We start from the raw sequence: 22768 nt of genomic DNA, 5'->3' as shown, positions 1-22768 counted from the left end.
TGGCTTCCATACCCCGTGCGCGTCCCTCGGAGTATACCCAATGTGGCCGCGTGTCCTTCAGGCGCCCGTCAGCCCAGGAGCCGGCCCACCACGTCCACCAGATCCTGACGCACCAGGTCACCCTTGGTGATGTAGCCGTCCGCTCCGGCCGACAACCCACGCTGCCGGTCATCCTCTCCTCCACGGGTGGTGAGGATGACCACCGGGAGGACCCGGTGCGTCGGGTGCTCCTTGAGCCGGCGGGTCAGCTCCAACCCGTCTACCCGGGGCATTTCCAGATCGGTACAGACCAGATCGACCTTCGTGCCTCCCAGCACGTCCAGGGCCTCCATGCCATCGGTGGCCATGACGACGTCGTACCCCACGGCCTCCAGCAACGAGGCGATGAGCTCCCGGGTGAGGGGGGAGTCATCCACCACCAGGATGCGGCGGCGAGGGGGAGGCGGAGGACGGGGAGTCGCGGCGCGCTGGACGCGGTGGCCCGCGGCCCCCTGGGCGCTGACGATCAGATGGGCCGCCGACAGCACCATGGCGAGCCGGCCGTCCGCCAGCGTGGTGGCGCCGGTGAGGTGCGGAAAGCGCGCCAGCAACCCCTTCAGCGGCAGGATGGCCTGGAGGCTCTCTTCCAACACCCGGTCCACCGCCAGCGCGGCCACGGCCCCCTGGCTGCGCACCACCAGCACCAGGGCCCCTTCGCCCGCTCCCTGGTCCGGACCCAGCCCGAGCAGGGCGCCCAGGGAGGCGAAGGGCATGGGCTGCTCATCCACCTCCAGCACGGCCCGCCCGGCCACCTCGCGGATCTGCGAGGCCTCGACCTTCATGGCCCGCGAGACGTGCACGGCGCTCAGGCAGAGCGTCTCCTCGGCCACCTTCACGAAGAGCAGCGGGGCCACCGTGAGGGACACCGGCACCCGCAGCTCGAAGCGCGTGCCCCGGCCCGGGGTGGACTCCACCAGCACGTCGCCACCGAGGGCCCGCAGGGAGCTGCGCACCGCGTCCAGCCCCACGCCGCGCCCGGAGATGTCCGTGGCCACCTCGCGCGAGGTGAAGCCGGAGAGGAAGATGAGCTCGCGCGCGCCCTGATCCGACAGCGCCGCCGCCGAGGACTCGTCCAGGAAGCCCTTGCGCACCGCCGCCCGGCGCAGCAGCGCGGGCTCCAGCCCCACCCCGTCGTCATCCACCCGGAGCACCAGCCGGTTGCCGTCACGCGCGGCGCTCAACGTCAGCCGCCCGCGCGGGTGCTTGCCCGAGGCCACCCGGTCCACGCGCGACTCCAGCCCGTGGTCCAGCGCGTTGCGCACCAGGTGCAGCACCGGATCCCTCAGCGCCTCCACCACCGCCCGGTCGGCGCGCGTTTCCTCGCCGTCCACCACCAGCTCCACTTCCTTGCCCAGCTCGCGCGCCAGATCCCGCACCATGCGCGGGTAGGGCTCGAAGAGCACAGAGAGCGGCAGCATGCGCAGGCGCTGCACCTCGTCGGACACGTAGCCCAGGTCGCGCAGCTCCTCGTTGGCCAGCAGCTTCGCCTCGCGGTGGAGGGTGGCGGCCAGCTCCTTCGCCTTGCCGAGCCGCTCCGCCAGCCGGCCGGCCGCCGGTCCCAGGTCCTCCGCGGCGCGCGCCAGCAGGCTCAGCTCCCGCGCGAGCTCCAGGCGCCGGGCCGTGGCCAGCTCGCGCCGGCGCGACACCTGCGTGAGGTTGGTCACCGCGCTCGTCAGCAGGTCCAGGCTCGCCACGCCGATGCGCACCGAGCCATCCGCGCGATCTCCCGAGCGAAGCCCCGGGACGGACGCCGTCCGGGGCGGCATCTCGGCCGCGGCCGGGGGCATCCGGTTGATGGTGGCCGCGACCGTCGCCGAGGCCGGCGGGCGCGGAGGCTCCACCGCCACCGTCCGTCCCACCATGGGCGAGCGGGGCGCCGCGACGGGAGACGGCAGGGGCGGCGGCGATGGCTGCCGGGACACCAGCGACGGGGTCAGGACGCTCAGCGGTGCCGAGCCCCACGCGGGGGTGACCTCGTCCCGGTCATCCCGCTGGGGGTCCCTGGCGTCCCGGGAGGTGTCCCGGGTCTCCTTGCGCGCGGGCGGGGTGGCCTGCGCCGGACCGGGCGGCGTGGACGGCTCCCCTCCCGTGCCGGCCCCCTCCGTCCGGATGCACTCGCGCAACCAGCGCACCAGCTTGTCCACCGCGGGCGGTTCCTGCTGCGGCTCGGGCGCCGCTCCGGCCAGCGCCAGCACCGCATCCGCGGCATGGAGGAGCGCGTCGATGGAGCCGGCGGACAACGCATGCTCGGCGCGCTCCGTGGAGCGCACCAGCTCCTCCATCTCGTGGACGACGGCGTTGATGTCGTCGAAGCCCATCATCCGGGCCTCGCCCTTGAGGCCGTGCAGCTCGCGCAGCACGGTGCGCCCGGCCTCCAGGTTGGCGCCGGACTCCAGCTCCATGACGCGGCGGTTGATGCGCTCCAGGCGCACCCCCACCAGCTCGCGGAACTGCTTGAGCAGCTTCTCCCGCGCGCTCACACCTTGCCCCCTGGCGTGGCACCCGGATCGATCTGGAAGCGCTCCACCACGCCCCTCAAGTCACGCGCTAGCGAGGAGAGGTCTCCATTGGCGCTGATGACCTGCTTGGTGGCGTTGTGGCTCTGCTGGGTGATGCGGAGGATGTCCGCCATGGCCTCGGCCAGCAGATCCGTTCCGCCCTGCTGCTGCTGGGTGGCCAGCGAGATGGCCCGCACCGCGTCCGAGGTGCGCCCGGCCAGCTCGACGATCTGCCGCAGCGACTCGGAGACCTGCTGCGCCAGCGAGGTGCCCGTCTCCGTGGCGCGCACGCCCCCCTCGGTGGCCAGCACCGCACCGCCCGACGCGTCGCGCACCTCCTCGATGAGGCCTTCGATCTCCTTGGTGGACTCGATGACGTTCTCCGCCAGCCGGCGCATCTCCGCCGCCACCAGCGAGAAGCCCTGCCCCACCTCGCCCGCCTTCGTGCCCTCCAACTCCGCGTTGAGCGCCAGCAGGTCCGACTTGTCGGCCACCCCGTTGATGAACTCGACGATCTTCCCGATCTGCTGCACCCGCTTGTTCAACCGGGCCACCGCCGCGGCGATGGCCTGGTTGTCGTGGCGCATGCGGTTCATCGTCTCCAGGAAGGCCTCGGCGCTGGCCTGGCCCCCCTTGGCCGCCGCGAGCGTCTTGTGGGCGATCTCCGCCACCGAGCCGGCGTTCTCGGCGATCTGCCGCGCCGAGCGCGCCAGCTCCTCGGTGGTGGCGCTCGTCTCGTCCAGCGAGCTGGCCTGCTCGGCGGCACCGGCCTCGTAGCGCGCGGAGGTGGAGAGGATCTCCTCCGTGGTGGAGCCGATGCGGGTGCCGGCACGCCGCAGCTGCGCCAGCACGTCCCCCAGGTGGGCCCGCATGGTGGAGAAGGCGGCGGAGACGGACCACACCTCGTCCTCGGCGGGGATGAACCGCTGGCGGCTGAGGTCCCCCTCGGCGATGCGGTGGGCCTCCTCACCCAGCTGACGCATGGGGCGGCCGAGCAACGTGCCCCCGAGATAGGCCGCGGCCAGCGCCACCCCGAAGATGAGCACGCAGAGCATCCCACCGGACAGCAGGGCCTTGGTGCGCAGCTGATCGACCAGCGCCGCCTGCCGATCCGGTTGGACCTCCGTCAGCACCTGCTCGAACGCCCGGCCGGCCAGCGCCGAGGACACGTCCCAGATGAGCAGCGCGGGCGTCACCACGACGATGGCGGTGAAGACGACGAGCCTCAGGCGGATCTGCGAGCGCCGGGGCGCCACGGAGATGGCCAGCTCGGGCGTCAGCCCCAGGGGCCCCAGCTCCAACGCCACCTGCCTTACCCGCAGGGTGAGGATGCAGTAGGTCAGCAGCGCGGAGAGAGGACCGAAGAGCAGCCCCGGCCAACCGATGCGCACCATCCGGCCCAGGTCCATGGGCGTGCCCGCCACCCACATCCCCAGGTTGATGAAGACGGAGGAGAGCAGCCACACCACGAGCGTGGCGCAGAAGGCGAAGTCCGCGAGGCGGTGGAGCTCCAGCAGCGCCTGTCCGAGCCGCTCCGGCTCACACGGCCCCCGGGCCACCTCCACGCTCCGCAGCACGCGCAGCCGGCGGAGGCAGAGGACCACCGCCACCCCCATGGAGAAGAGGGAGAACCCCCCCGCCAGCTGGAAGAACAGCGGGAAGCAGTCGCCCAGCTCCTCGCCGAGGATGAGATGTGCGTAGCGCCCGCTGAGGGCGGCGGTGGTGAAGTTGGCGTAGAGCGCCGCCATCAACAGCTGGCGGCTGAAGGGACGCCGGTGCCGGAGGAAGCGCGGGCTCACCATCACCCCTCCCTCTCCGCCACGCGGAAGCGCTGCACCGTGGACTTCAAGTCCCTGGCCAGCGAGGACAGATCCGTGTTGGCGGCCACCATCTGCTGGGTGGCCTCGGCGTTCTCCTCGGTGACGCGCAGGATGTCGCCCATGGCCGCGGCCAGCTGATCCGTCCCCGTCTGCTGCTGCTGGGTGGCCAGGGAGATGGAGCGCACCGCGTGCGACGTCTGCCGCGCCAGCTCGAGGATGAGGCCCAGGCTCTGATCCACCTGCGCCGCCAGCGCCGCGCCGCGCTCCGTCGTCTTCAGGCCCGCCTCCGTCGCCATCACCGCCGCCTGGGTGGCGTCGCGGATTTCGTCGATGAGCCGCTCGATGGCCAGCGTGGAGGACAGCACGTTCTCCGCCAGCCGGCGCATCTCCGCGGCCACCAGCGAGAAGCCCCGGCCCGGCTCGCCCGCCTTGGTGCCCTCCAGCTCGGCGTTGAGCGCCAGCAGGTCCGACTTGTCGGCGATCTCGTTGATGAACTCCACCACCTTGCCGATCTGCTGCACCCGCTTGTTGAGCCGCACCACCGCGTCGGCGATGGCCTGGTTGTCACCCTTCATGCGGTGCATGGCCGCGAGGAAGGCCGCCGCGCTGCGCTGCCCGCTCTGGGCCGCCCCGAAGGTCGTCTCCGCCATGGCCGACACCGACTCGGCGTTGACGGCGATCTGCTGGGCCGAGCGCGCCAGCTCCTCCGTGGTGGCGCGCGTCTCGTTGAGCGAGATGGCCTGCTCACCCGCCCCGGACTCCTGGTCCGCCGACGTGGCCACCAGCTGCTCCGTGGTGGAGGAGATCTGCAGTCCCGCGCGCTGCAACTGCACCAGCGCCTGGGCCAGCTGCGCCTGCATGCGGGTGAAGGCGCCGGACACCGCCCACACCTCGTCCTCGGCGGGGATGAAGCGCGGGGTGCGCACCTCGCCCTGGGCGATGCGGGTGGCGTCCTCGGAGAGGGCCCGCAGGGGCTCGGCCAGCGCGGTGCCGGCCACGTACGCCGTGCCCACCACCAGCACCACCACCAGGCCCGCGAGCAACCCCAGCGGCAGCCGGGTGTACTGGCGCGCCCGCTCCACCACCGCCTGCTGCACCTTCGGATCCTTCGACTCGAGGATCTGATCGAAGGTGTGCACCGTGCGCGTCACGGACACGTCGAGGATGAAGACGGACGGGCTGAGCACCGCCATGGCGGTGAAGAGCACCAGCCGCCGCCGCAGCCGCAGCTTCTCGGTGGGGAGGGCGGCGATGATCTCCTGAGGGGACAGGCCCTGCTCGGCGATGCGCTCGGCGGCGCGGCGGCTGCGGCGCACCACCATCAGATACACGAGCATTCCGGACAGCGGGCCGAGCGACAGCCCCACCATCCCGATGCGCAGGCCCATGGTCCAGTGCGCGTTCGCCAGGGGAGTGAACGTCACCGCCAGCAGCAGCGCGCCCCCCAACCAGCCCTGAAGGGTGAACCAGAAGCAGCGCCCGGGGATGCGGCGCACCTCCTGGAGGGCCCGGCGCAGGTTCTCCGGGATGGGCGTCAGACGCCCCTGCTCCACCGCCCGCAGCACGCGCAGCGCGTGCCGCTCCTGGGCGAGGGCCAGGGCGGTGTTCAGCGCCAGCACCGACAACATCAGCCCGAGGAAGAGCCAGCCGCTGCCCGCGGGCAACGAGTCGGTGAGCCGTCCATACAGCAGGGCCAGCACCAGCCCCACCGTACTGCCCAGCAGGGACGGCTGCGTGGTCCAGACCGACAGCCCCTCGAGCCCTCGCGATGCGCTCACGCCGCCTCCCGGGTGGAGGGCGCGAGGTAACGCCCGAACTCCGCCAACGACATCAGCGGCCACAACATGCCGTGCGCCTGGACGAACCCACGCAGGCTGCCACCCGCCACCCGGCACAACACCCCGGGAGCCGGCAGCAGGACGAGCGGCTCGGAGTCGATCTCCAACGCGTCCACGCCCACCGACTCACCCGTGGCGGCCACGAGGATGCGCTCGGCACCGGCATGCTGGCCGAAGCCCTGGCACGCCGAGCCGGTGAGCCCTCCAAAGGTGCTGGGGGACTCGATGGTGGCCACCTCGTGCGCGCGGAAGGCCACCCGATCGGCGCCCGCGCGGCACAGGAGCATGCCCGTGATACGGCTGCCCGCGACCATCGCTCAGCCTCCCTGGCTGAGGTGATCGAAGAGACCCTCGGGGTCGATGACCGCCACGTCGCGCTGGGCGCTGCGGGCGGGCCCGCGCAGGTGCAGGTGCACCCCGTTGGCGCCCAGGGGCTCCAGGCGGCCGTCCACCTGGGACACACCGGCCACCCGGCTGGCGGTGAGGGCCAGCGTGCCGCGCCCCAGCCGCACCAGCACGGCGCGGCGGGTGGGCTCGCTCTCCCCGGACACCAGCATCCCCATGTCCACCACGGGGATGACCTCCCCGCGGTGGGCGAAGACTCCCAGCAGGTACCCGGGAGCACCGGGCACCCGCGTCAGCTCGGGGAAGCTGACGACTTCCGCCGCGCACTCAGCGGGCACGGCGTACCAGCTGCTGCCACAGGCAAACACGAGGTAGGACTGTCGCGTCGTCTCGGTCTCGGTCGAGGCCATTTCGCGCGCAGCCTACCTCATACCCGGCTAGCGCACGAACTCGACGCGACGGTTGGTTGCCCAGGACTCCTCGTCGGAGCCCTGCGCGGCCGGGCGGTTCTCGCCGTAGCCCACCGTCCTCAGAGAGCCGGCCGGCAGGCCCAGGTCCACCAGGTACTTCTTCACCGAGGCGGCGCGCTTCTGGGACAGCTGGAGGTTGTACTCCTCGGTGCCACGCTCGTCCGCATGCCCGGCGAGCTGGATGGTGCCCTTCACGCCGGTGCTCTTGATGCACTGGGCCAGCTCGCTCAGCCGCGTCTGGTCCTCGGAGGTGAGGGAGGCCTCGTTGAAGCCGAAGCGCAGCGGCTCCCAGTTGCACTCGGCGGCCTGGGCGGCGGCGGCCACGCACTTGTTGCCCTGGCACTCCTGGCCCTCGGCGCAGTCCGTGCTGGACACGCAGGCGCCGGGGGGCAGCGCGCAGCGGCCCTTCTGGCACTCCTGGGGAGCCTGGCACGGGGTGGTGGCGCTGCACTGCGGCGCCGAGCACTTGCCGGCCTCGCAGATCTGCCCACCCTGGCACTGCTCGTCACGCGAGCACTCGGGGCCCTTGGGCACGCACTTGTTGCCCTGGCACGCGAAGCCCTCCTTGCAGTTCGCGTCGACGGAGCACTCCTGGCAGGTGCCATTGACACACACCTCGCCCCGCTCCTGGCAGGTCTCGTCGCTCTTGCAGTTGGGGTACGTCGGCGGACAACCGGCCAGCACCGCCACGGCGAGGGCAAGCCCCGCGACCATCGAAATCCGACGCATTCTTCCTCCAGAAAAGATGTCGTCCCGCGGACGAGTCAATCGGCCCGCGTCTAGCCCGCACTGGAACGCTGAGTCAAAGCCTTTTGGCCCCGCCGGAAGGTTCCGATCAGGAGCGCCTCCGGACGCGCGGCACGCCGAGGGGCCTAATCCCCTCCATCAGGAGGGCTTCATCCGTTCAGCGCTCGGCCTCCTTGGAGCCGACGACGGTCAGGTTCATGCCGATCTGCACCGACAGCGGCTTGCCGTCGACGGTGACGGTCGTCTTGCCGTTGATGTACCAGCCGAACGAACCGGTCGAGAACGCCTTCACCTCGGCGATCATCTCCTGGCCGTTGATCGTCACCTTCAGCGGCTCGGCCTTTTCTTGGAACTGCGACAGCGACACAGGACAGGGGGACTTGGCCATGGGGCGCGCAAACTAGCACTGGGAGAGCGAGCCGGGCCACAGGCGCGTGACCGTCCGTACCCTCCAGGACCGGCCGGCCGGGCCCGGGGCCGCCCCCCTGGAGATGGCCCATCCCACCAGCCCTCCTGGCATGCCGGACTCCCCCTGGCAGGTTTTCTCCCGGAAACACCATCCTCAGTGCACAGGCTGGAGGATGCGGGGACTGCCCGGAAGGAAGGTGCCGATTGCCCCAGATCGTCCACGGTGTTCCTGGAGAATGGGAACCCAGGGGAGAGCGCCCATCGGAGGAAGAAGAGGTGGAGCCAGGGCAACTGGCCCTGCTGATGCTGGCGCAAGGCGAGGATGGCGCCGTGTCGGGCCTGGATGCCCGGGGCCGCATCCAGTTGTGGAGCCGGAGCGCCCAGGAGCTCACCGGACATGTGGTGGCGGATGTGGTGGGCGAGCACTTCTCGGCCCTCTACGTGCCGGACGCTCGGGAGCAGGCGGAGCGGGCGCTGCGGCGCGCCGCCCAGGAGGGACGCAGCGAGGAGGTGGGCTGGCGGGTGAGGCGGGACGGCACCCGCTTCCGGGCCCGGCAGCTGCTCACCGCCCTCCATGATCCGGAGGGCCGGCTGGTCGGCTTCGCCTGTGCCCTGCGGCGCATGGAGTCCCGGGGCGAGCAGGAGGAGCGGCAGCTCAGCCACGAGCAGGCCGCGCGCGCAAGGGCCGAGGCCATCCTGGAGCAGCTCGCCGATGCCTTCATCGTCGTGGATCCGGAGCAGCGGCTCACCTACGTCAACGGCCGCGCGACGGAGGTGCTGCGGTGCCCGCGCGAGCAGCTGCTCGGCCAGCGGCTGGACGAGTTGCTCCCCTCGGACGAGCCGGGAGGGCTGGTGCAGGCCACCCGCCAGCTCCTTTCCGGGCAGCCCGCCGTCGACTGCGAGCTGGACCTGGCGGGCACCTGGTTCGCCTGTCACCTCAGCACCTCGAGCGAGGGCGTCTCCATCTACCTGCGAGACGTGACGGAGCGGAAGAAGGCGGAGCAGGTGCAGAGCCGCCTGACGACCATCATCGAGGCCACCCCGGACATGGTGGGGATCGCCGACGCGCAGGGCCGGGGCCTCTACCTCAACCGCGCGGGCCGGCGCATGGTGGGGCTGAGCGAGACGGACGACGCCAGCCTCTGGCGCCTCGCCTCCTCCCACTCGCCCAAGGCCGCCTGGCGCCTGCTCACCGAGGGGGTGTCCACCGCGGTGCGCGAGGGCGCATGGACGGGAGAGACGGTCCTGCGCACCCCGGACGGCCGGGAGATGCCCATCTCCCAGGTGCTGCTGGCACACCGGGACGCGAACGGCCGGCTGGAGATGCTCTCCACCATCATGCGGGACATCTCGGACCGCAAGCGCGCCGAGGAGTCACAGCAGTTCCTCTCCGACGCCAGCCGGGTGCTGGTGGCCGCGCTGGAGTACGAGGCCACGCTCCAGAGCCTGGCCCGGCTCATCGTCCCCCGCCTGGCCGACTGCTGCCTGGTGGCGATGCTCGAGGGCGACGAGCTGCGCCGCGTCGCCATGGCCCACAAGGATCCGGCCCAGGAGCCGCTGCTGGCCTATCTCGAGCGGCTGCCGGTGCGGCCGGACGCGGCGGTGGGCGTGCAGGCCGTGGTGCGCACCGGCAAGCCGGAGCTCGTCCCCGAGGTCACCGATGCGTTCCTCTGGGCGACGACCGACAACGACGACTACTACGCCATCCTCCAGCAGCTCGGCTGGCGCTCGACGCTGACCATCCCGCTCGTCGCGCGCGGGCGGACGCTCGGGGCCTTCATCCTCGCCTACACGAACTCGGGCCGGCGCTACGGACCCGCGGAGCTCGTGCTGGCGGAGGCACTCGCGGCCCGCGCCGCCCTGGCCATCGACAACGCCCGGCTCTACCGGGCGTCCCAGCGGGCCACCGCGGCCCGGGACGAAGTGCTGGCCATCGTCTCGCACGACCTGCGCAACCCGCTCAACGTCATCTCCCTGGCGGCGAGCCGCCTCCAGCGGCCCCATTCCGTCGATGACGCGGAGGTGTGGCGCAAGCAGCTCGAGGTCATCCGCCGCTCGGCGGACCGGGCCGTCCACCTCATCCAGGACCTGCTCGACGCGACGAAGGTGGACGCGGGGCGGTTCACGGTGGAGCAGCGGCAGGAAGACGTCGGGGGTCTGCTGGACGAGGCCGTGGAGCTGCACCGGCCCCTGGCCGAGGCCCGCTCGCTCCGGTTGGAGCGTCAGGTGGAGGACGGACTTCCTCCGGTGATGGCGGACCGTGGCCGGGTGTTGCAGGTGTTCTCCAACCTCATCGGCAACGCCCTGCGCTTCACCCCCGCGGGGGGCAGCATCACCCTCGAGGCCAGGCGCGAGGACCAGTCGGTACGCATCTCCGTCGTCGACACGGGGCCGGGAATTCCCGCGGAGTACCTGCCCCACCTCTTCGAGCGCTTCTGGCAGGCGAAGGAGGGAGCGCGGGAGGGAGCGGGGCTGGGACTCCCCATCGCCCGCGGAATCGTCGAGGCCCATGGCGGGCGCATCGACGTGACGAGCACTCCAGGGCAAGGCAGCACCTTCTCCTTCACCCTGCCGCTCGCGGAGCCGATTTGAGGAAACGCGGCACCGGCACGGGGTGAATCACCGCGCCGGTGCCGCTTTCTTCAAAGAACGGGAAGTCCCCTTCAACGACGGGCGTCTATTACTGAGCCGCGCCAATGCCAGGCATCCTGGCGGTGAGCGTGATGGGCGGCGGTGGTAATGACTCCTCTCGCTCCCCCGGATGCCAGACGAAGCTCGGGACGAGCCTCTCATCGGGCCCAGGGACAGCCACGAGGCGGACCTTCACGCTCCGTGATGCACGATGCATACCTTAGAGGTTTTGCCTTTCAGCATGTAGAGATCCGGGAGACACAGACATGCAAGCGTTAGTCCGAGAGGAAGGCGTGGAGTGGGGAACACAGGAGGTGGGCTCGGGGCTGGACCAGGCCTGTGACGCGCTCGCCGGGGGCGAGACCCGGAAGGGAATGCAGCTCCTGTTCTCCACGCTGGGACATGCGCGCTCCGTGCTGGATGGCGAGGACTGGAAACAGTTCTGCCGCGACTGCCTCACCCACCCGCTCCGGGAGCTCGTGCATCAGGATCCCATCGCCCGCCGGAGCTTCGCGAGACCGCGAGGCTACGCGGGAGACGCGGTGCTGCTCGATCTCATGTACCAGACCGAGATGCCGGAGCGGGCCCGCGCCTCGAAGCTGGGACAGGAGCTCTGCCAGTTCATGTACGAGCAGCCGAGTGCCGTCAGCCTCCGCGGGCGGAGGGATCTGCTGGCCCGGCGGATCAACGATCTCGCGGAGGAGGTACCGGATGCACGCGTCCTCTCACTGGCCTGCGGACACCTGAGGGAGGCCCATCTCTCCCAGGCCGTGCGGGAGCGGCGGCTCGGCCGGTTCCTGGCGGTCGACCAGGACCCGAAGAGCCTGGCGGTGGTCCAGCGGGAGCTGGTGCCGCTCGGCATCGAGGCCGTCCCCGGCTCCGTCAAGGCCGTGCTGAGAGGACAGCTGGCATTCTCCGACCTGGACTTCATCTACGCGGCGGGGCTCTACGACTACCTGCCCCAGCCCATCGCCATCCGGCTGACCCGGACGCTCTTCTCGATGCTGCGCCCCGGTGGGAAGCTGCTGCTCGCCAACTACATCGACGCCACCTTCGACTCCGGATGCAAGGCCTACATGGAAGCCTTCATGGACTGGTGGCTCATCTACCGGGAGGAGCACGAAGTGCGGGAGTGGCTCCAGGACATCCCCCGGAGCGAGCTGGCCACCCACCGGCTCTTCCGGGACGATGTCGGCAACCTCATCTACCTCGAGGCCGTCCGCCGCTGAGCCTCCCCTCGGGGGACTCTTCCACCGGTAGCCCGAGCGTGAAGGTGGCACCCAGGCCCCGTCCCGCGCTCGTGCAGGACAGGCGCCCGTTCATCTCCGTGGCCGCCAACGCGCTGCTGTGCAGCCCGAAGCCATGCCCGGTCTCCCGGGTCGTGAACCCCTGGGAGAAGAGGCGCGGCAGGTGCTCCGGCGCGATGCCCACCCCCGTGTCGGTCACCTCGATGAGCAACCACCTTTCCCTGGCATCCAGCCGGACATGGATGACCAGGCGCTTGTCCGGGGTGCTGCTCTCCAGCAGCGCATGCCGCGCGTTGCTCAGCAGGTTGATGAGGATCTGCAACAGCTTGTGCCGGTCCACGAGGATGGGAGGGACGTCGGCATAGTCCCGCTCGATGCGGATGCCCTCGCTCTCGAACGAGCCAGCCTGAAGGCGCAGGGCCTCCTCGATGAGCTGAGGCACCGGCAGCCGCTCCACCACCCCGGCGGCGCGCGCGTGCTTCTGCTGCATGCACACGATGGACTTGATGTGATCGACGCTCTCGCTCAGATCGCTCACCTCCCGTAGCAGCGTCTCACGCTCCTTCTCCATCTCCTTCGTCACGGCGATGAGGTAGCTCGGGAGCCGCTGCCCGCGAGGATCCGCGGTGAGGAAGGTTCCCAGCTCCTGGGCGTGCTCGCGCAGCAGCTCGGCGGCCTTGACCAGGCCGGACATCCGCGAGGAGCGGAGCTGATCCTTCATCAAGCCGACCGAGGTGTTGACGCTGTTGAGCGTGTTGCCCACGTTGTGCAGCACGCCCGTGGCGACCTCCGCCATGCCCGCCTGGCGGGACACATCCACCAGGGTGCGGTGCATGTCGCGCAGCCGGGCCTCGGCCGCCTTGCGCTCCGTGACGTCCCGCGCGGAGAGGGTCAGGCCCGTCACCCTCCCCTCCGCGCCCACGATGGGACTGAGCGAGACATCCAACACGAGGACTCCGTCCCGCACCTCGTATTCATCCTCGAGCCGCACGTGTTCCCCGCTGAGTGCCTTGTCCAGCCGCGGGGACCAGCGCTCATGGAACCCCGGCGACATGTTGGCGAAGAAGTCCTGCCCGCAGAGCAGCTCGTGGCCGTAATGGGCGAGGTAGGTCCGCCGCAACGCCGCGTTGACGGTGATGATGCGCTTCTGGGTGTCGACCGAGCAGACCAGGTCATCGGTGCTCTCGATGACGCTGAGCAGCTTGCCCTCGCTCTCACGCAGGCTCCTCAACGTCCGCTCGAGCTCCGCCTGCGCCGCATCGCGCGAGGTGCTGTGCAGCGTCCCCAGCAGCCACGCTCCCATGAGGGCGAGGGCCGCGGAGATGTGCGCGTTGTGGAAATCCTCCGGAGAGAGGGGCGTGAGGTCGCCGCCGAAGTACGTGCGGTAGAGGGGGTGGCCAAGCCCCACGCAGATGGAGGCGAAGGCGGTGATGAGGAGCCCCAGGCGCGGGCCCACCATGTACACCGCGAAGACGGGGAGCAGCATGCTCGTGGCGTGGGTGCCCCCCAGAAGGGTGCCGCTGATGAACGTGGTGGACACCAGGCACACCGCCGCGGTCACGCACAGGATCGTCCCCGGAAGGAGGAGCGAGGTGACCCTGCGCGCCAGCACGAGCACGGTCGCGTAGCACAGGCTCACGGCCATCATGGGCACGTGGGCGGGCCTGAAGGGTTCGGAGACCAGGTACAGCAACGTCTGCACCAGGGCGAACACGCTGGTGCCGACCAGCACCCGGTTGCGCAGGAGCTCGGAGGGAGGAGCCCGGCGCAGGTGCTCCGAGAGGAATCCGTCCAGCAGCGGCGTGAGCCAGTTATGCGACCTCCGCCGTGTCTCGCCTGGCACCAGCGGCATGTGTTCACCAGGGGTCACGGGCCTCGGGTCGGATGTGCTCGCCATGAAGAGAGGATGAGTGTGTTCGGAATCGACTGAAGCTACAAAGCAAGGAGGCGAACGAGTGGGATGGTTCCCCACCTCCCGCGACCCTTGAATGACCCACGGATTTCCGGAACGGTGCGCCCCATGCCCGCCACCGTCCTCATCGTCGATGACGAGAAGAACATCCTCCTGACCCTCCAGACGTCGCTGCAGCTGGCGGGCTACCGCACGGAGCTGGCGGCCAGCGGCCAGGTGGCCCTGGACGTGGTGTCCGCGCGCCCGGTGGACGTGGTGTTGATGGACGTGAAGATGCCGGACATGGACGGGCTGACGGTGCTGGGCCGGCTGATGGAGAGCAGGCCGGAGCTGCCCGTCATCATGATGTCCGGGCACGGCACCATCGACACGGCGGTGAAGGCCACGCAGCTGGGCGCGCGGGACTTCCTGGAGAAGCCCATCGCCCGGGACCGGCTGCTGGTGGCGCTGCGCAACGCGCTCAAGCACCAGGCCGTCATGGAGGAGCTGCGGGCGCTGCGCGCGGAGGTGGGCCGCTACGACATGGTGGGCAGTGGCCCGGCCATGCAGCGCATCTTCTCGCTCATCCAGCGCACGGCGCCCTCCGAGGGCCGGGTGCTCATCACCGGCGAGAACGGCACCGGCAAGGAGCTGATCGCCCGGGCGTTGCACCAGAACTCGAAGCGCAAGAACGGGCCCTTCGTGAAGCTCAACTGCGCGGCGGTGCCGCACGAGCTCATCGAGAGCGAGCTGTTCGGCCACGAGAAGGGGGCCTTCACCGGCGCGGTGAGCGTGCGCCGGGGCAAGTTCGAGCTGGCCCACGAGGGCACGCTCTTCCTGGATGAGATCGGCGACATGCCCCAGGCCATGCAGGCCAAGCTGCTGCGCGTGCTGCAGGAGGGCGAGCTGGAGCGGGTGGGCGGCACGGAGACCCTCAAGGTGGACGTGCGCGTCATCGCCGCGACGAACAAGAACCTGGAGAAGGAGATCGAAGCGGGGCGGTTCCGCGAGGACCTCTACTACCGCATCAACGTGGTGCAGATTCACTCGCCCCCCCTGCGCGAGCGGCGGGAGGACCTGCCCTCGCTGATCGACGCCTTCCTGAAGGAGGCGTGCGCGCGCAACGGGCGCCGGCCGCTGTCGCTGTCTCCAGAGGCGCTGGCGGTGATGGCCGCCTACGACTACCCGGGCAACGTGCGGGAGCTGCGCAACCTGGTGGAGCGGCTGGCCATCCTCTGCGAGGGCCCCATCGTCGCCGGATACGAGGCCGCCGAGCTGTTGCCGCGCGGCAGGGGCACCGTGCCGCCACCGCCTCCAGCCGATGCCTCCGGAGCCACGGCCTCCGCGCCCCGGGCCCCTCCCCCGCCGGTTCCCGCCGCGGCGCCGGTGGCTCCCGCTCCGGCGGCTCCCGCCAGCGGCTTCCGGCCCCGCGTGGACCGTACCTTCCGCGAGCAGGTGGAGGACGCCGAGCGGGAGATCATCCTGCACACGCTCTCGCATACGCAGGACAACGTCACCGAGGCGGCGCGATTGCTCGACCTCGAACGGGGTCACTTCTACAAGAAGATGAAGGCACTGGGCATCCGCCGTGGCGCGGAGAAGGACTCGACCCCCGGAGGGAGTGAATCATGATGGGCTCGCGAGGAGCCGTGGTGGGCTGGACGGCGGTGCGGGTGGTGTTCGGCTTGACGCTGGCCCTGCTCCATGGGCTTCCGAAGGTGACGGGAGGCGTGGATCAGTTCGCCAGGGGCGTCGCGGCGCTCGGCTTCCCCTACCCCACCTTCTTCGCCTGGTGTGCGGCCCTGGCGGAGCTGGTGGGCGGCCTGCTGGTGGCGGTGGGACTCTTCACCCGGCCGGCGGCGGCCTTCGCCACCTTCACCATGGTGGTGGCGCTCTACCGCCATCGGGCGGATCCGTTCGCGCGCATGGAGCTGGCGCTGCTCTACTTCGCGGTGATGTTCGCGGCCCTGCTCATCGGCGCGGGCCCCCTCAGCCTCGACTCGAAGGTGCGCCACCGCGCCTGAAGCCGCACCTTCTGCATCCAGCCGCACGCACGCGTGCAGGATTTGCGGACGACCCGAGGCACCTCCCGGAGGAGCAGCACCTCGCACGCTTGCTGCATCACGGCAGCGGCGGTCGCAGATCGACCGTGACGCGCTGGGAGGTGCCCGCATGCCGCCGGACCACCACTTCCGCCCCACCCGACTCGCGCGGTCGTCGAGGTCGCCCCCCTCCCACCGGGGAGAGATGACGCCTGGTGACCGGGTGCTGCTCGGGACGTGGCTGGCGGAGGTGAGGCGCCACCCCCTCCTGTCCCGGGAAGAGGAGGCGTCGCTCGCCCGGCGGTTCCGGGAATCCGGTGACATGAAGGCCCGGGCCCGGCTGGTGGCCTCGAACCTGCGGCTGGTGGTGAAGCTGGCACGCGAGCACCACCGCCCTCCCCTGCTCCTGATGGACCTCATCCAGGAGGGCAACCTCGGCCTCGTCCTCGCCGTGGAGCGCTTCCAGCCCGAGCGCGGCGTGCGGCTGTGCACCTATGCCGCCTGGTGGATCCGCGCCTACCTGCTGCGCTCCATCATCGAGAACTGGCGGTTGGTGAAGCTGGGGACCACGGACGTGCAGCGCAAACTCTTCTTCCGGATGCGTGAGGAGGAAGGCCGCCTGCTTGCTTCGGGCCAGGAGGCGACCCCCAGCCTGCTGGCAGCGCGGCTGGGCGTCACCGAGCAGGACGTCGTCGAGATGGACCAGCGGCTGCGGCAGGACGACGTCCGGCTCGACGTGCCACCCGAGGATGACCAGGGCCGCCCGGCACCGGGACGGGCGCTGTCCTCGGGCACGCCGACCGTGGACGAGGAGCTGGGGCAGAGGGAGCTCACGCGCTGGTTCCAGGAGAAGGCCCACGCCTTCGCCCGCGAGGTGCGCGACGAGCGCGAGCGCTACATCCTGGAGCACCGGCTGCTCGCCGAGGAGCCGGAGACCCTGAAGACCATCGGCGAGCATTTCCGGGTCAGCCGCGAGCGGGCGCGCCAGGTGGAAGCCGGGCTGCTCGCGAGCATGCGGGAGTACCTCCACGAACGGATGCCGGACTTCGCATGGCTGAGCCCGGCCTCCGCGCCCGAGCTGCCGGCTCCAGCCTGAGACCGGGGCGGCACGGGAGGCATGGGCGTTGCAGCCAGGTAGGGAGAAGCACACGGGGCACCTGCCGCCCCGAGGAGAGGTTGGATGCGAATCGGCGAGCTGATGACGAAGAACCTGGAGACGATCGAAGCGGATGCACCCCTGCGCCTGGCGGCCGAGCGGATGCGCTCGTTCGGCATCGGGGCGTTGCCCGTCATGGACGGAGCCCAGCTCGTGGGGATGCTGACGGACCGGGACATCACCGTGCGCGCGACGGCGGCGGGCAAGGACCCGAACCACACGCCCGTGCGCGAGGCGATGACCCATACCGTCATCACCTGTGACGCGGACGCCCCCCTCTCCGAGGCCGAGCACCTGATGGAGGAGAAGGCGGTGAGACGCCTGGTGGTGCTCGACACGTACAAGAAGCCGGTGGGCCTCATCAGCCTGGATGACCTGGCCACGGTGCCGGGCGAGGCGAAACACACGGGCGAGGTGCTCCGGGAGCTCAACACCCCGCAGTAGGGTGGGCCTCGAACCACTCGAAGAGCGAGAGGGTGCCACCGCTCGACCGCGCCAGGGTCTCCTCCAGGGAGTCCTGGTTGCCCCAGAGGATGTCCCCGTCCCCGTGCTGGTCGAGCAGCTCGCGGATGAAGTGGCACCAGTTGCCCGTGCCCCGGCTCAGGTAGAAGCCATACGTACGGCAGAGCAGGGGCCGGTGCGCGTACACCCGGCAGCTCCCGGACTCGCGGTCGAGGAACGGGCAGGTGTAGGGACGCTCCGTGCCGGCCAGCCCGGCCACACGGGCGCGGATCTCCGCCTGCACCTCCGGTGACAGGGCCTGGAAGCCCTCCCAGAGGTATGTCCACTCCCAGCGGGTGACGGTCAGTGGCGCCGCCAGGTGGCGGCAACAGTGGTCACAGCCCTTCCGGCAGGGCCACCAGGCATGGCTCCCGGTGGTGGATGAGACCCGCTCGTCGATGCGCCGGTAGAGGGCCTCCAGCGCCTCCCGCTGCTCACCAGTGAATGGCTCCATGGTGGAAGGCATTCTGCGGCCTGGTACTCGAAAGGGGGAGGGGTTCGGGCCCTGATAGAGTGCCGCCCCATGTCCGAGGTCCTCCTTCGTACGCATGGGCTCACCCGCTCCTTCGACCACTTCAAGGCCGTGGATGGGGTGGACCTCGAGCTGAGGCGTGGCGAGGTCTACGGCTTCCTCGGGCGCAACGGCGCGGGGAAGACAACCACGCTCCGCATGCTGATGGGCATCCTCCGCCCGGACCAGGGGGAGATCGAGCTGATGGGCGAGCGCGTCCGCCGGATCCGCGCGGCCCAGAAGCAGCGGCTCGGCTACGTGTCGCAGGAGCAGGTCTTCTACCCCTGGATGACGGCGCTGGAGCTCGGGCGGTTCGTCTCCGGCTTCTATCCGGACTGGGATGACGCGGCGTTCCGGCGGCTCCTCCGGGTGCTGGACGTGCCCGAGGATCGCAAGGCCGCGCAGCTCTCCGGAGGAACACGGATGAAGCTGGGGTTGGCGCTCGCCCTGGCGCACCGTCCGCCGCTGCTCATCCTCGACGAGCCCACCGCCGGGTTGGATCCCGTGGCGCGGCGTGAGTTCCTCGACATCCTCCGCGAGCAGGTCCGGCGCGAGGGACAGACGGCGCTCTTCTCGTCCCACCTCGTCGGCGAATTGGAGGAGGTAGCGCACCGCATCGGCATCCTCCACGAGGGCCGGCTGCGCTATCAGGGGAGCCTCGACGCGCTCCGCCAGTCGGTCCGGAGGGTGGTGCTGGAAGCGCCACCGGAGCAGCTGCCTCCGGGCCTCTCGCTCGTGAGACGCGAACGCCCGCCGGATGGGCGCGTGGCCCTGGTGCTCTTCGGCACACCAGAGGATTGGGCAGCCAGCGGCTTCGCTCCCGAGGCGGTGGAGGACCTGTCGCTCGAGCACATCTTCCTCGCCTACGCGCGGCGATCGGACGAGACATGACCTGGGCCCTCCTGCGCAAGGAGTGGCGCGAGCACCGGGGCTCGTGGCTCCTCCTCAACCTCCTCTTCGGAGCCCTGCTGGTCCTCTTCCTGGTGGGAGAGGCACGCTACGCGAGGAGGGGCAGCCTGTTCGAGCTGCTCCGGATGTCCTCCATCCTCCTCTCCACCGTGGGGGCGCTCTTCGTGGCCCACCGCCTGGTGGTGCGCGAATACGGCCAGCGGACCCAGCTCTTCCTCGAGTCGCTTCCGCTCTCGCGCGCGCGGATCCTCGCCACCAAGCTGGTGCTCGGGGCGGCGGTGCTGCTGCTCCCGCTCGCACTGAGCCTGCTCGTCCTCGGGCTCCGGGCCCGGGCGTACGAGGACGTCACCCTGCCCTTCCTCGTCCTCCTGGTGCTGCGCGCGGGCACGCCGGTGCTGCTGGGCTGGATCTTCTTCGCGCTCGCCGGGTTGCTCGGCCGCTACCGCACGCCCCTCTTCATCTTCCTGACCCTCGCCCTGTTCGCGATGGATCAGCTCACCGATTTCAACATCTCCCAGATGGGGCCCTTCGCGCTCCTGGGCGCCGACTTCGCCTTCGAGCGCCACCGCATCCCCTGGGACGACCTCGGTCCGTGCTGGGCCCTCTCGGTGGCCGCGGTGGCCCTCTGCTTCGCGCTGGTGCTCTACGAGGATGGGACGCTGGCCGAGCTGCTCTCGCAGCGGATGAGCCACCGGGAGAAGGTGTTCATCGCGTGTATCTTCGTCGGGCTCCTCACGGTGATCTCGGTGATGGAGCAGGAGAAGCAACGCAAGCCCTTCGCCCTGCACACGGCGGAGCAGGCCAGCGTGAAGGGCTCGGCCCTCCAGGTGGCGCCCGGGGTGGGGTTCCCGCCAGAGCAGGCACGGAAGCTGGCGGAGCGGCTCGCGGGAGACCTGACCGCGCTGAGTGACTACCTCGGGCTCGAGCGGCTTCCAGCCGTGGCGGTGATGCCCATCCGCGAGCTGGACGCCGACGTGTTCCAGCGCGCGAAGCTCGAGAAGGCCGATGGGGTGGTCGTCCGGGCCAACCTCGCGGACCCGGGCTTCGACACGCGCGCCTTCGAGTCCTTCCTCTTCCGCGAGGTGCTCATCTGGGCCAGCGAGGGCACGGCACGGCGGGAGGAGCGCCAGTGGCTGCTCGACGGCTTCACCACCTGGTGGGCAAACCGGGACGAGGAGGATCCCCGGCTGTCACCGAGGGCCGCGGTGGCCTCGCGGGAGGACTTCGACTCCCGGAGCTGGCTGAGCACGCGGGAGCGCCTCGGACCGTGTCTGGCGGGGGCGCTGGCCGCCCGGGGCGTGAGGGCGCTGCACGGACAGCTGGGTGAGCCCGCCTTCCAGACCCTCATGCGGCGCATCCTGGCGCAACCTCCCGGGACGGGCTTCTGGGGGCTCTGGAACGAGCCTCGTCTGGACGCGCTCCTGCGGGAGCTGGGAGGAACCTCCGAGGAGGAGCTGACGAAGCGCTGGCACGAGGAACTCCATGAGGATCGGGAAGCGCGGGCGGAGCTGCTGCGCGGCCTGTCCCGGCTTCGGCCGTCCTTCACGCTGGTGAAGGAGTCGGCGGAGACCTTCCGGCTGGAGCACACGCTCTCGGAGGAGGGAGGGACGGAGCCCTCCGGGCGGTATGCACTCCTCTATAGCAAGCTCGATCCCTTCGAGAACGAGGTGGACCTCCATGAGCTCTCCCGGCAGGACGCGGTGGGCTCCAGCCAGGCGGCGGTGCTCCCGCAGGGGCTCGTGAGAGGCGAGCGGTGGATCTTCGTCCTTCAGGTGGAGTCCGAGCCGCTCGGGTGCCCCATCCGCCTGCTGGCGGAACGGAAGGAGATCCGATGATCCGCCCGCTCGTGACCAAGGAGCTGCGCGACCAGCGGCCGTTCCTCTGGCTCGCCCTGTTCTTCCTGGCGATCGAAGTGGTCGGGACCCTGTGGACCGAGCCCCTGGGGCTCTCGCCCTACGCGGAGTCCTTCGTCAAGCGGTTCGAGCCGGAGGGCGACCTGTCCATGATGACGTTCATCCTCGCCTTCGCGCTGGGCAGTGGCCTGCTCGTGCGCGAACAGGATGACCGCACGTTGGAGTTCCTGGACGCGCTGCCCACCTCGCGGTGGAGCCTCTTCGGGGTGAAGCTGCTCGTCGCGCTCGGCACCGTCCTGGTGTACCCGCTCGGGATGGGCGTGTGGATGATGGGCCAGCACGCGCTCTCCGCCACCTCTCTCGACCCCGGCCTGCACCTGGATGTGATGGCGGTGGGCACGGTGCTGCGGGTGGCCCAGGCGCTCACGGTGCTCGCGCTCGCACTGGCCCTGGCGCCCCTGCGGCGGCTCTGTTGGACGGTGCTGGCGGTGCTGATGCTGAGCCAGTCGATCCTCGAGGAGCGGATGCCCTGGCTGTCCGCCCTCAACCCGATACGTCTCACGGAGCCACGCTTCGAGGGCCTGCATTGGCGCTGGCCCTTGAAGGCGCTGGGCCTCCAGCTCTCCGTGGCCTGTGTGCTGCTCGCGCTGGCGCTGGCACAGTTCCTCGGCCTGGGGGAGCGGCTCGTCGCCTCCGTGCTGCGGCGGCTCCAGGGCTCGTGGATGGGGACGCTGGCCACCGTCGCCACCATCGGGTTGTTCCTCGCGACCTTCTCCCTCTGGGCCGTGAACGACGATTCAGCGGAGAACAGCGGCGGCGACAAACCCAGGGTCCAGTTCCCCACCACCGCCACCGCGCAGGCGGCGACCCGGCACTACCAGTTCACCTACCCCGCCAGTCAGAGGAAGCGCACCGAGCCGCTCGTGGGCGGTGCGGATGGTGTCTTCAACCAGGTGCGCACCTTCCTGGGGGTGGAAGAGGGAGTGCCCATCCGCGCGGACCTCGGCGGGAGCACACGGCACACCGCGGGCACCGCGTACTGGAACACGCTGAGGATGAACCTCTCCGGGCTCTCGAGTCCCGAGGAGGCGCTCGCCGTGCTCGGACATGAGACGACGCACGTGCTCGCCCAGCGCATCACCGGAGCCGACGCCGCCCCGCGCCTGTCGAGCATGAATCTGCTCAGCGAGGGCCTGGCCGCCTATGTGGAGTACCGGTTCTTCCGAGCGCCCGGCGCGGAGGAGGAGTACCAGCTGATCGCGGCGGCGGCCCGGGCCCGGCGCGAGGTGAGGACCGAGGAGCTGCTCGAGCCGGAGAAGCTCGCGGCCGAGCGGGATGAGAATCAGGTGTACCCGTTGGGGAGGGCCTTCATCGAGGTGCTCGTGCGGAGGCATGGAGACGAAGCCCCGGCGCGAGTCCTCGCGGCGCTCGGGAGGAAGGACGCGCCCGAGAACCTCGAAGGCACCCTGGCATGGCAGGACGCCTTCCAGACGGCGGGCATCGACCTGTCCCAGGTGTTCGACGACTTCTTCGCCTATCTGGACGAGCAGGCGGAGCATCGACGCCAGGTCATCGACGCACTCCCGCGCCCGCGAGGGGCACTGGAGCGGGACGAAGAGGGACAGGTGGGCATCCGGGCCATCGTGGACGGGACACTCCCCGAGGGCTGGAAGGTGGTCTGCCGTTTCCGTCCGGATGAGAAGGCCAGCCACCACGAGTTCGACGGCCCCTACTCTGGCACCGGCCCCCACTGGCGGGAGGACTCGGACATCTCGGGAGGCCAGCTCTGGTACCAGTTCGGACTCCAGGGCCCGCGAGGGCTGGCGCTCTACGAGCCCTGGACGATGGTGCGGGTGGAGTGA

At 70.5% G+C, this 22768-nt stretch carries 18 protein-coding genes; 9 read left to right on the top strand and 9 right to left on the bottom strand.

What is annotated here, in order from left to right; translation table 11 throughout:
• Positions 1-68: 68 nt before the first annotated feature.
• The 7 genes from NR810_RS23265 to NR810_RS23235 all read right to left on the bottom strand — a co-directional run bounded on the left by NR810_RS23265 (position 69) and on the right by NR810_RS23235 (position 8145).
• Positions 69-2441, bottom strand: a complete 2373-nt coding sequence (locus tag NR810_RS23265; RefSeq protein WP_407653822.1) for a hybrid sensor histidine kinase/response regulator — start codon at positions 2439-2441, stop codon at positions 69-71.
• 74 nt (positions 2442-2515) lie between these two features.
• The gene (locus NR810_RS23260; RefSeq protein ID WP_257455471.1) at positions 2516-4339 is read right to left on the bottom strand and encodes a methyl-accepting chemotaxis protein; all 1824 of its coding nucleotides are present in this window, start codon (positions 4337-4339) and stop codon (positions 2516-2518) included.
• Complete coding sequence (locus NR810_RS23255) at positions 4339-6135, bottom strand: methyl-accepting chemotaxis protein (RefSeq protein ID WP_257455470.1); 1797 nt, start codon at positions 6133-6135, stop codon at positions 4339-4341. Before NR810_RS23255 ends, NR810_RS23260 begins: the two co-directional genes overlap by 1 nt.
• Positions 6132-6509, bottom strand: coding sequence for an RING finger protein (locus NR810_RS23250; protein ID WP_257455468.1), 378 nt, complete (start codon positions 6507-6509; stop codon positions 6132-6134). Before NR810_RS23250 ends, NR810_RS23255 begins: the two co-directional genes overlap by 4 nt.
• A gap of 3 nt (positions 6510-6512) precedes the next feature.
• The gene (locus tag NR810_RS23245) at positions 6513-6950 is read right to left on the bottom strand and encodes a chemotaxis protein CheW (protein ID WP_257455467.1); all 438 of its coding nucleotides are present in this window, start codon (positions 6948-6950) and stop codon (positions 6513-6515) included.
• A 27-nt stretch (positions 6951-6977) separates the two neighbouring features.
• Positions 6978-7739, bottom strand: a complete 762-nt coding sequence (locus tag NR810_RS23240) for an OmpA family protein (protein ID WP_257455466.1) — start codon at positions 7737-7739, stop codon at positions 6978-6980.
• A 175-nt stretch (positions 7740-7914) separates the two neighbouring features.
• Positions 7915-8145 carry a hypothetical protein gene (locus NR810_RS23235; protein WP_204220484.1) on the bottom strand — a complete coding sequence of 77 codons (231 nt, stop codon included), beginning with the start codon at positions 8143-8145 and terminating at the stop codon, positions 7915-7917.
• Positions 8146-8441: 296 nt separating this feature from the next.
• Here NR810_RS23235 and NR810_RS23230 point away from each other — a divergent pair, with 296 nt between their 5' ends.
• Both NR810_RS23230 and NR810_RS23225 read left to right on the top strand, forming a co-directional pair.
• The gene (locus NR810_RS23230; protein ID WP_257455465.1) at positions 8442-10757 is read left to right on the top strand and encodes a PAS domain S-box protein; all 2316 of its coding nucleotides are present in this window, start codon (positions 8442-8444) and stop codon (positions 10755-10757) included.
• A 305-nt stretch (positions 10758-11062) separates the two neighbouring features.
• Entirely contained in the window at positions 11063-12025 is a 963-nt protein-coding gene (locus NR810_RS23225; protein ID WP_257455464.1) for a class I SAM-dependent methyltransferase, read from the top strand.
• Here the strand turns inward: NR810_RS23225 and NR810_RS23220 are convergent.
• A complete protein-coding gene (locus NR810_RS23220; protein WP_257455463.1) occupies positions 11997-13895 on the bottom strand; it encodes an ATP-binding protein in 1899 nt (632 codons plus the stop codon). The genes NR810_RS23225 and NR810_RS23220 overlap by 29 nt on opposite strands.
• A gap of 168 nt (positions 13896-14063) precedes the next feature.
• Between NR810_RS23220 and NR810_RS23215 the strand changes: the two genes are divergently transcribed.
• The 4 genes from NR810_RS23215 to NR810_RS23200 all read left to right on the top strand — a co-directional run bounded on the left by NR810_RS23215 (position 14064) and on the right by NR810_RS23200 (position 17576).
• A complete protein-coding gene (locus NR810_RS23215; RefSeq protein ID WP_257455462.1) occupies positions 14064-15566 on the top strand; it encodes a sigma-54-dependent transcriptional regulator in 1503 nt (500 codons plus the stop codon).
• Entirely contained in the window at positions 15563-15958 is a 396-nt protein-coding gene (locus NR810_RS23210; protein ID WP_257455461.1) for a DoxX family protein, read from the top strand. Before NR810_RS23215 ends, NR810_RS23210 begins: the two co-directional genes overlap by 4 nt.
• A 223-nt stretch (positions 15959-16181) precedes the next feature.
• Positions 16182-17072: a sigma-70 family RNA polymerase sigma factor gene (locus NR810_RS23205; protein WP_257455460.1), complete on the top strand. Its 891-nt coding sequence runs from the start codon at positions 16182-16184 to the stop codon at positions 17070-17072.
• Positions 17073-17156: 84 nt separating this feature from the next.
• The gene (locus tag NR810_RS23200; protein ID WP_257455459.1) at positions 17157-17576 is read left to right on the top strand and encodes a CBS domain-containing protein; all 420 of its coding nucleotides are present in this window, start codon (positions 17157-17159) and stop codon (positions 17574-17576) included.
• Here the strand turns inward: NR810_RS23200 and NR810_RS23195 are convergent.
• Positions 17560-18087 (bottom strand): YkgJ family cysteine cluster protein, encoded by a 528-nt coding sequence (locus NR810_RS23195; protein WP_257455458.1) that lies wholly within the window; start codon positions 18085-18087, stop codon positions 17560-17562. The genes NR810_RS23200 and NR810_RS23195 overlap by 17 nt on opposite strands.
• A gap of 69 nt (positions 18088-18156) precedes the next feature.
• Between NR810_RS23195 and NR810_RS52185 the strand changes: the two genes are divergently transcribed.
• Genes NR810_RS52185 through NR810_RS23180 form a run of 3 tightly spaced genes read left to right on the top strand, consistent with a single transcriptional unit; the run spans position 18157 to position 22768 of the window.
• Positions 18157-19035, top strand: a complete 879-nt coding sequence (locus tag NR810_RS52185; protein WP_306818423.1) for an ABC transporter ATP-binding protein — start codon at positions 18157-18159, stop codon at positions 19033-19035.
• Positions 19032-20888: a hypothetical protein gene (locus tag NR810_RS23185; protein ID WP_257455457.1), complete on the top strand. Its 1857-nt coding sequence runs from the start codon at positions 19032-19034 to the stop codon at positions 20886-20888. The genes NR810_RS52185 and NR810_RS23185 overlap by 4 nt, the downstream gene beginning before the upstream one ends.
• The gene (locus NR810_RS23180; protein WP_257455456.1) at positions 20885-22768 is read left to right on the top strand and encodes an ABC transporter permease; all 1884 of its coding nucleotides are present in this window, start codon (positions 20885-20887) and stop codon (positions 22766-22768) included. Before NR810_RS23185 ends, NR810_RS23180 begins: the two co-directional genes overlap by 4 nt.

The organism is Archangium lipolyticum, from assembly GCF_024623785.1.
GTDB classification, from domain to species: domain Bacteria; phylum Myxococcota; class Myxococcia; order Myxococcales; family Myxococcaceae; genus Archangium; species Archangium lipolyticum.
Note: the sequence above shows the minus strand (reverse complement) of the source record. Positions and strands in the feature narration are given on the sequence as shown.

Bases quoted from the DNA above. Each gene is read 5' to 3' on its own strand.
- NR810_RS23265 (WP_407653822.1), bottom strand. From the start codon at position 2,441: ATGGAGCTGGAGTCCGGCGCCAACCTGGAGGCCGGGCGCACCGTGCTG.
- NR810_RS23260 (WP_257455471.1), bottom strand. From the start codon at position 4,339: ATGGTGAGCCCGCGCTTCCTCCGGCACCGGCGTCCCTTCAGCCGCCAG.
- NR810_RS23250 (WP_257455468.1), bottom strand. From the start codon at position 6,509: ATGGTCGCGGGCAGCCGTATCACGGGCATGCTCCTGTGCCGCGCGGGC.
- NR810_RS23245 (WP_257455467.1), bottom strand. From the start codon at position 6,950: ATGGCCTCGACCGAGACCGAGACGACGCGACAGTCCTACCTCGTGTTT.
- NR810_RS23240 (WP_257455466.1), bottom strand. From the start codon at position 7,739: ATGCGTCGGATTTCGATGGTCGCGGGGCTTGCCCTCGCCGTGGCGGTG.
- NR810_RS23235 (WP_204220484.1), bottom strand. From the start codon at position 8,145: ATGGCCAAGTCCCCCTGTCCTGTGTCGCTGTCGCAGTTCCAAGAAAAG.
- NR810_RS23225 (WP_257455464.1), top strand. From the start codon at position 11,063: ATGCAAGCGTTAGTCCGAGAGGAAGGCGTGGAGTGGGGAACACAGGAG.
- NR810_RS23220 (WP_257455463.1), bottom strand. From the start codon at position 13,895: ATGCCGCTGGTGCCAGGCGAGACACGGCGGAGGTCGCATAACTGGCTC.
- NR810_RS23215 (WP_257455462.1), top strand. From the start codon at position 14,064: ATGCCCGCCACCGTCCTCATCGTCGATGACGAGAAGAACATCCTCCTG.
- NR810_RS23210 (WP_257455461.1), top strand. From the start codon at position 15,563: ATGATGGGCTCGCGAGGAGCCGTGGTGGGCTGGACGGCGGTGCGGGTG.
- NR810_RS23205 (WP_257455460.1), top strand. From the start codon at position 16,182: ATGACGCCTGGTGACCGGGTGCTGCTCGGGACGTGGCTGGCGGAGGTG.
- NR810_RS23200 (WP_257455459.1), top strand. From the start codon at position 17,157: ATGCGAATCGGCGAGCTGATGACGAAGAACCTGGAGACGATCGAAGCG.
- NR810_RS23195 (WP_257455458.1), bottom strand. From the start codon at position 18,087: ATGGAGCCATTCACTGGTGAGCAGCGGGAGGCGCTGGAGGCCCTCTAC.
- NR810_RS52185 (WP_306818423.1), top strand. From the start codon at position 18,157: ATGTCCGAGGTCCTCCTTCGTACGCATGGGCTCACCCGCTCCTTCGAC.
- NR810_RS23185 (WP_257455457.1), top strand. From the start codon at position 19,032: ATGACCTGGGCCCTCCTGCGCAAGGAGTGGCGCGAGCACCGGGGCTCG.
- NR810_RS23180 (WP_257455456.1), top strand. From the start codon at position 20,885: ATGATCCGCCCGCTCGTGACCAAGGAGCTGCGCGACCAGCGGCCGTTC.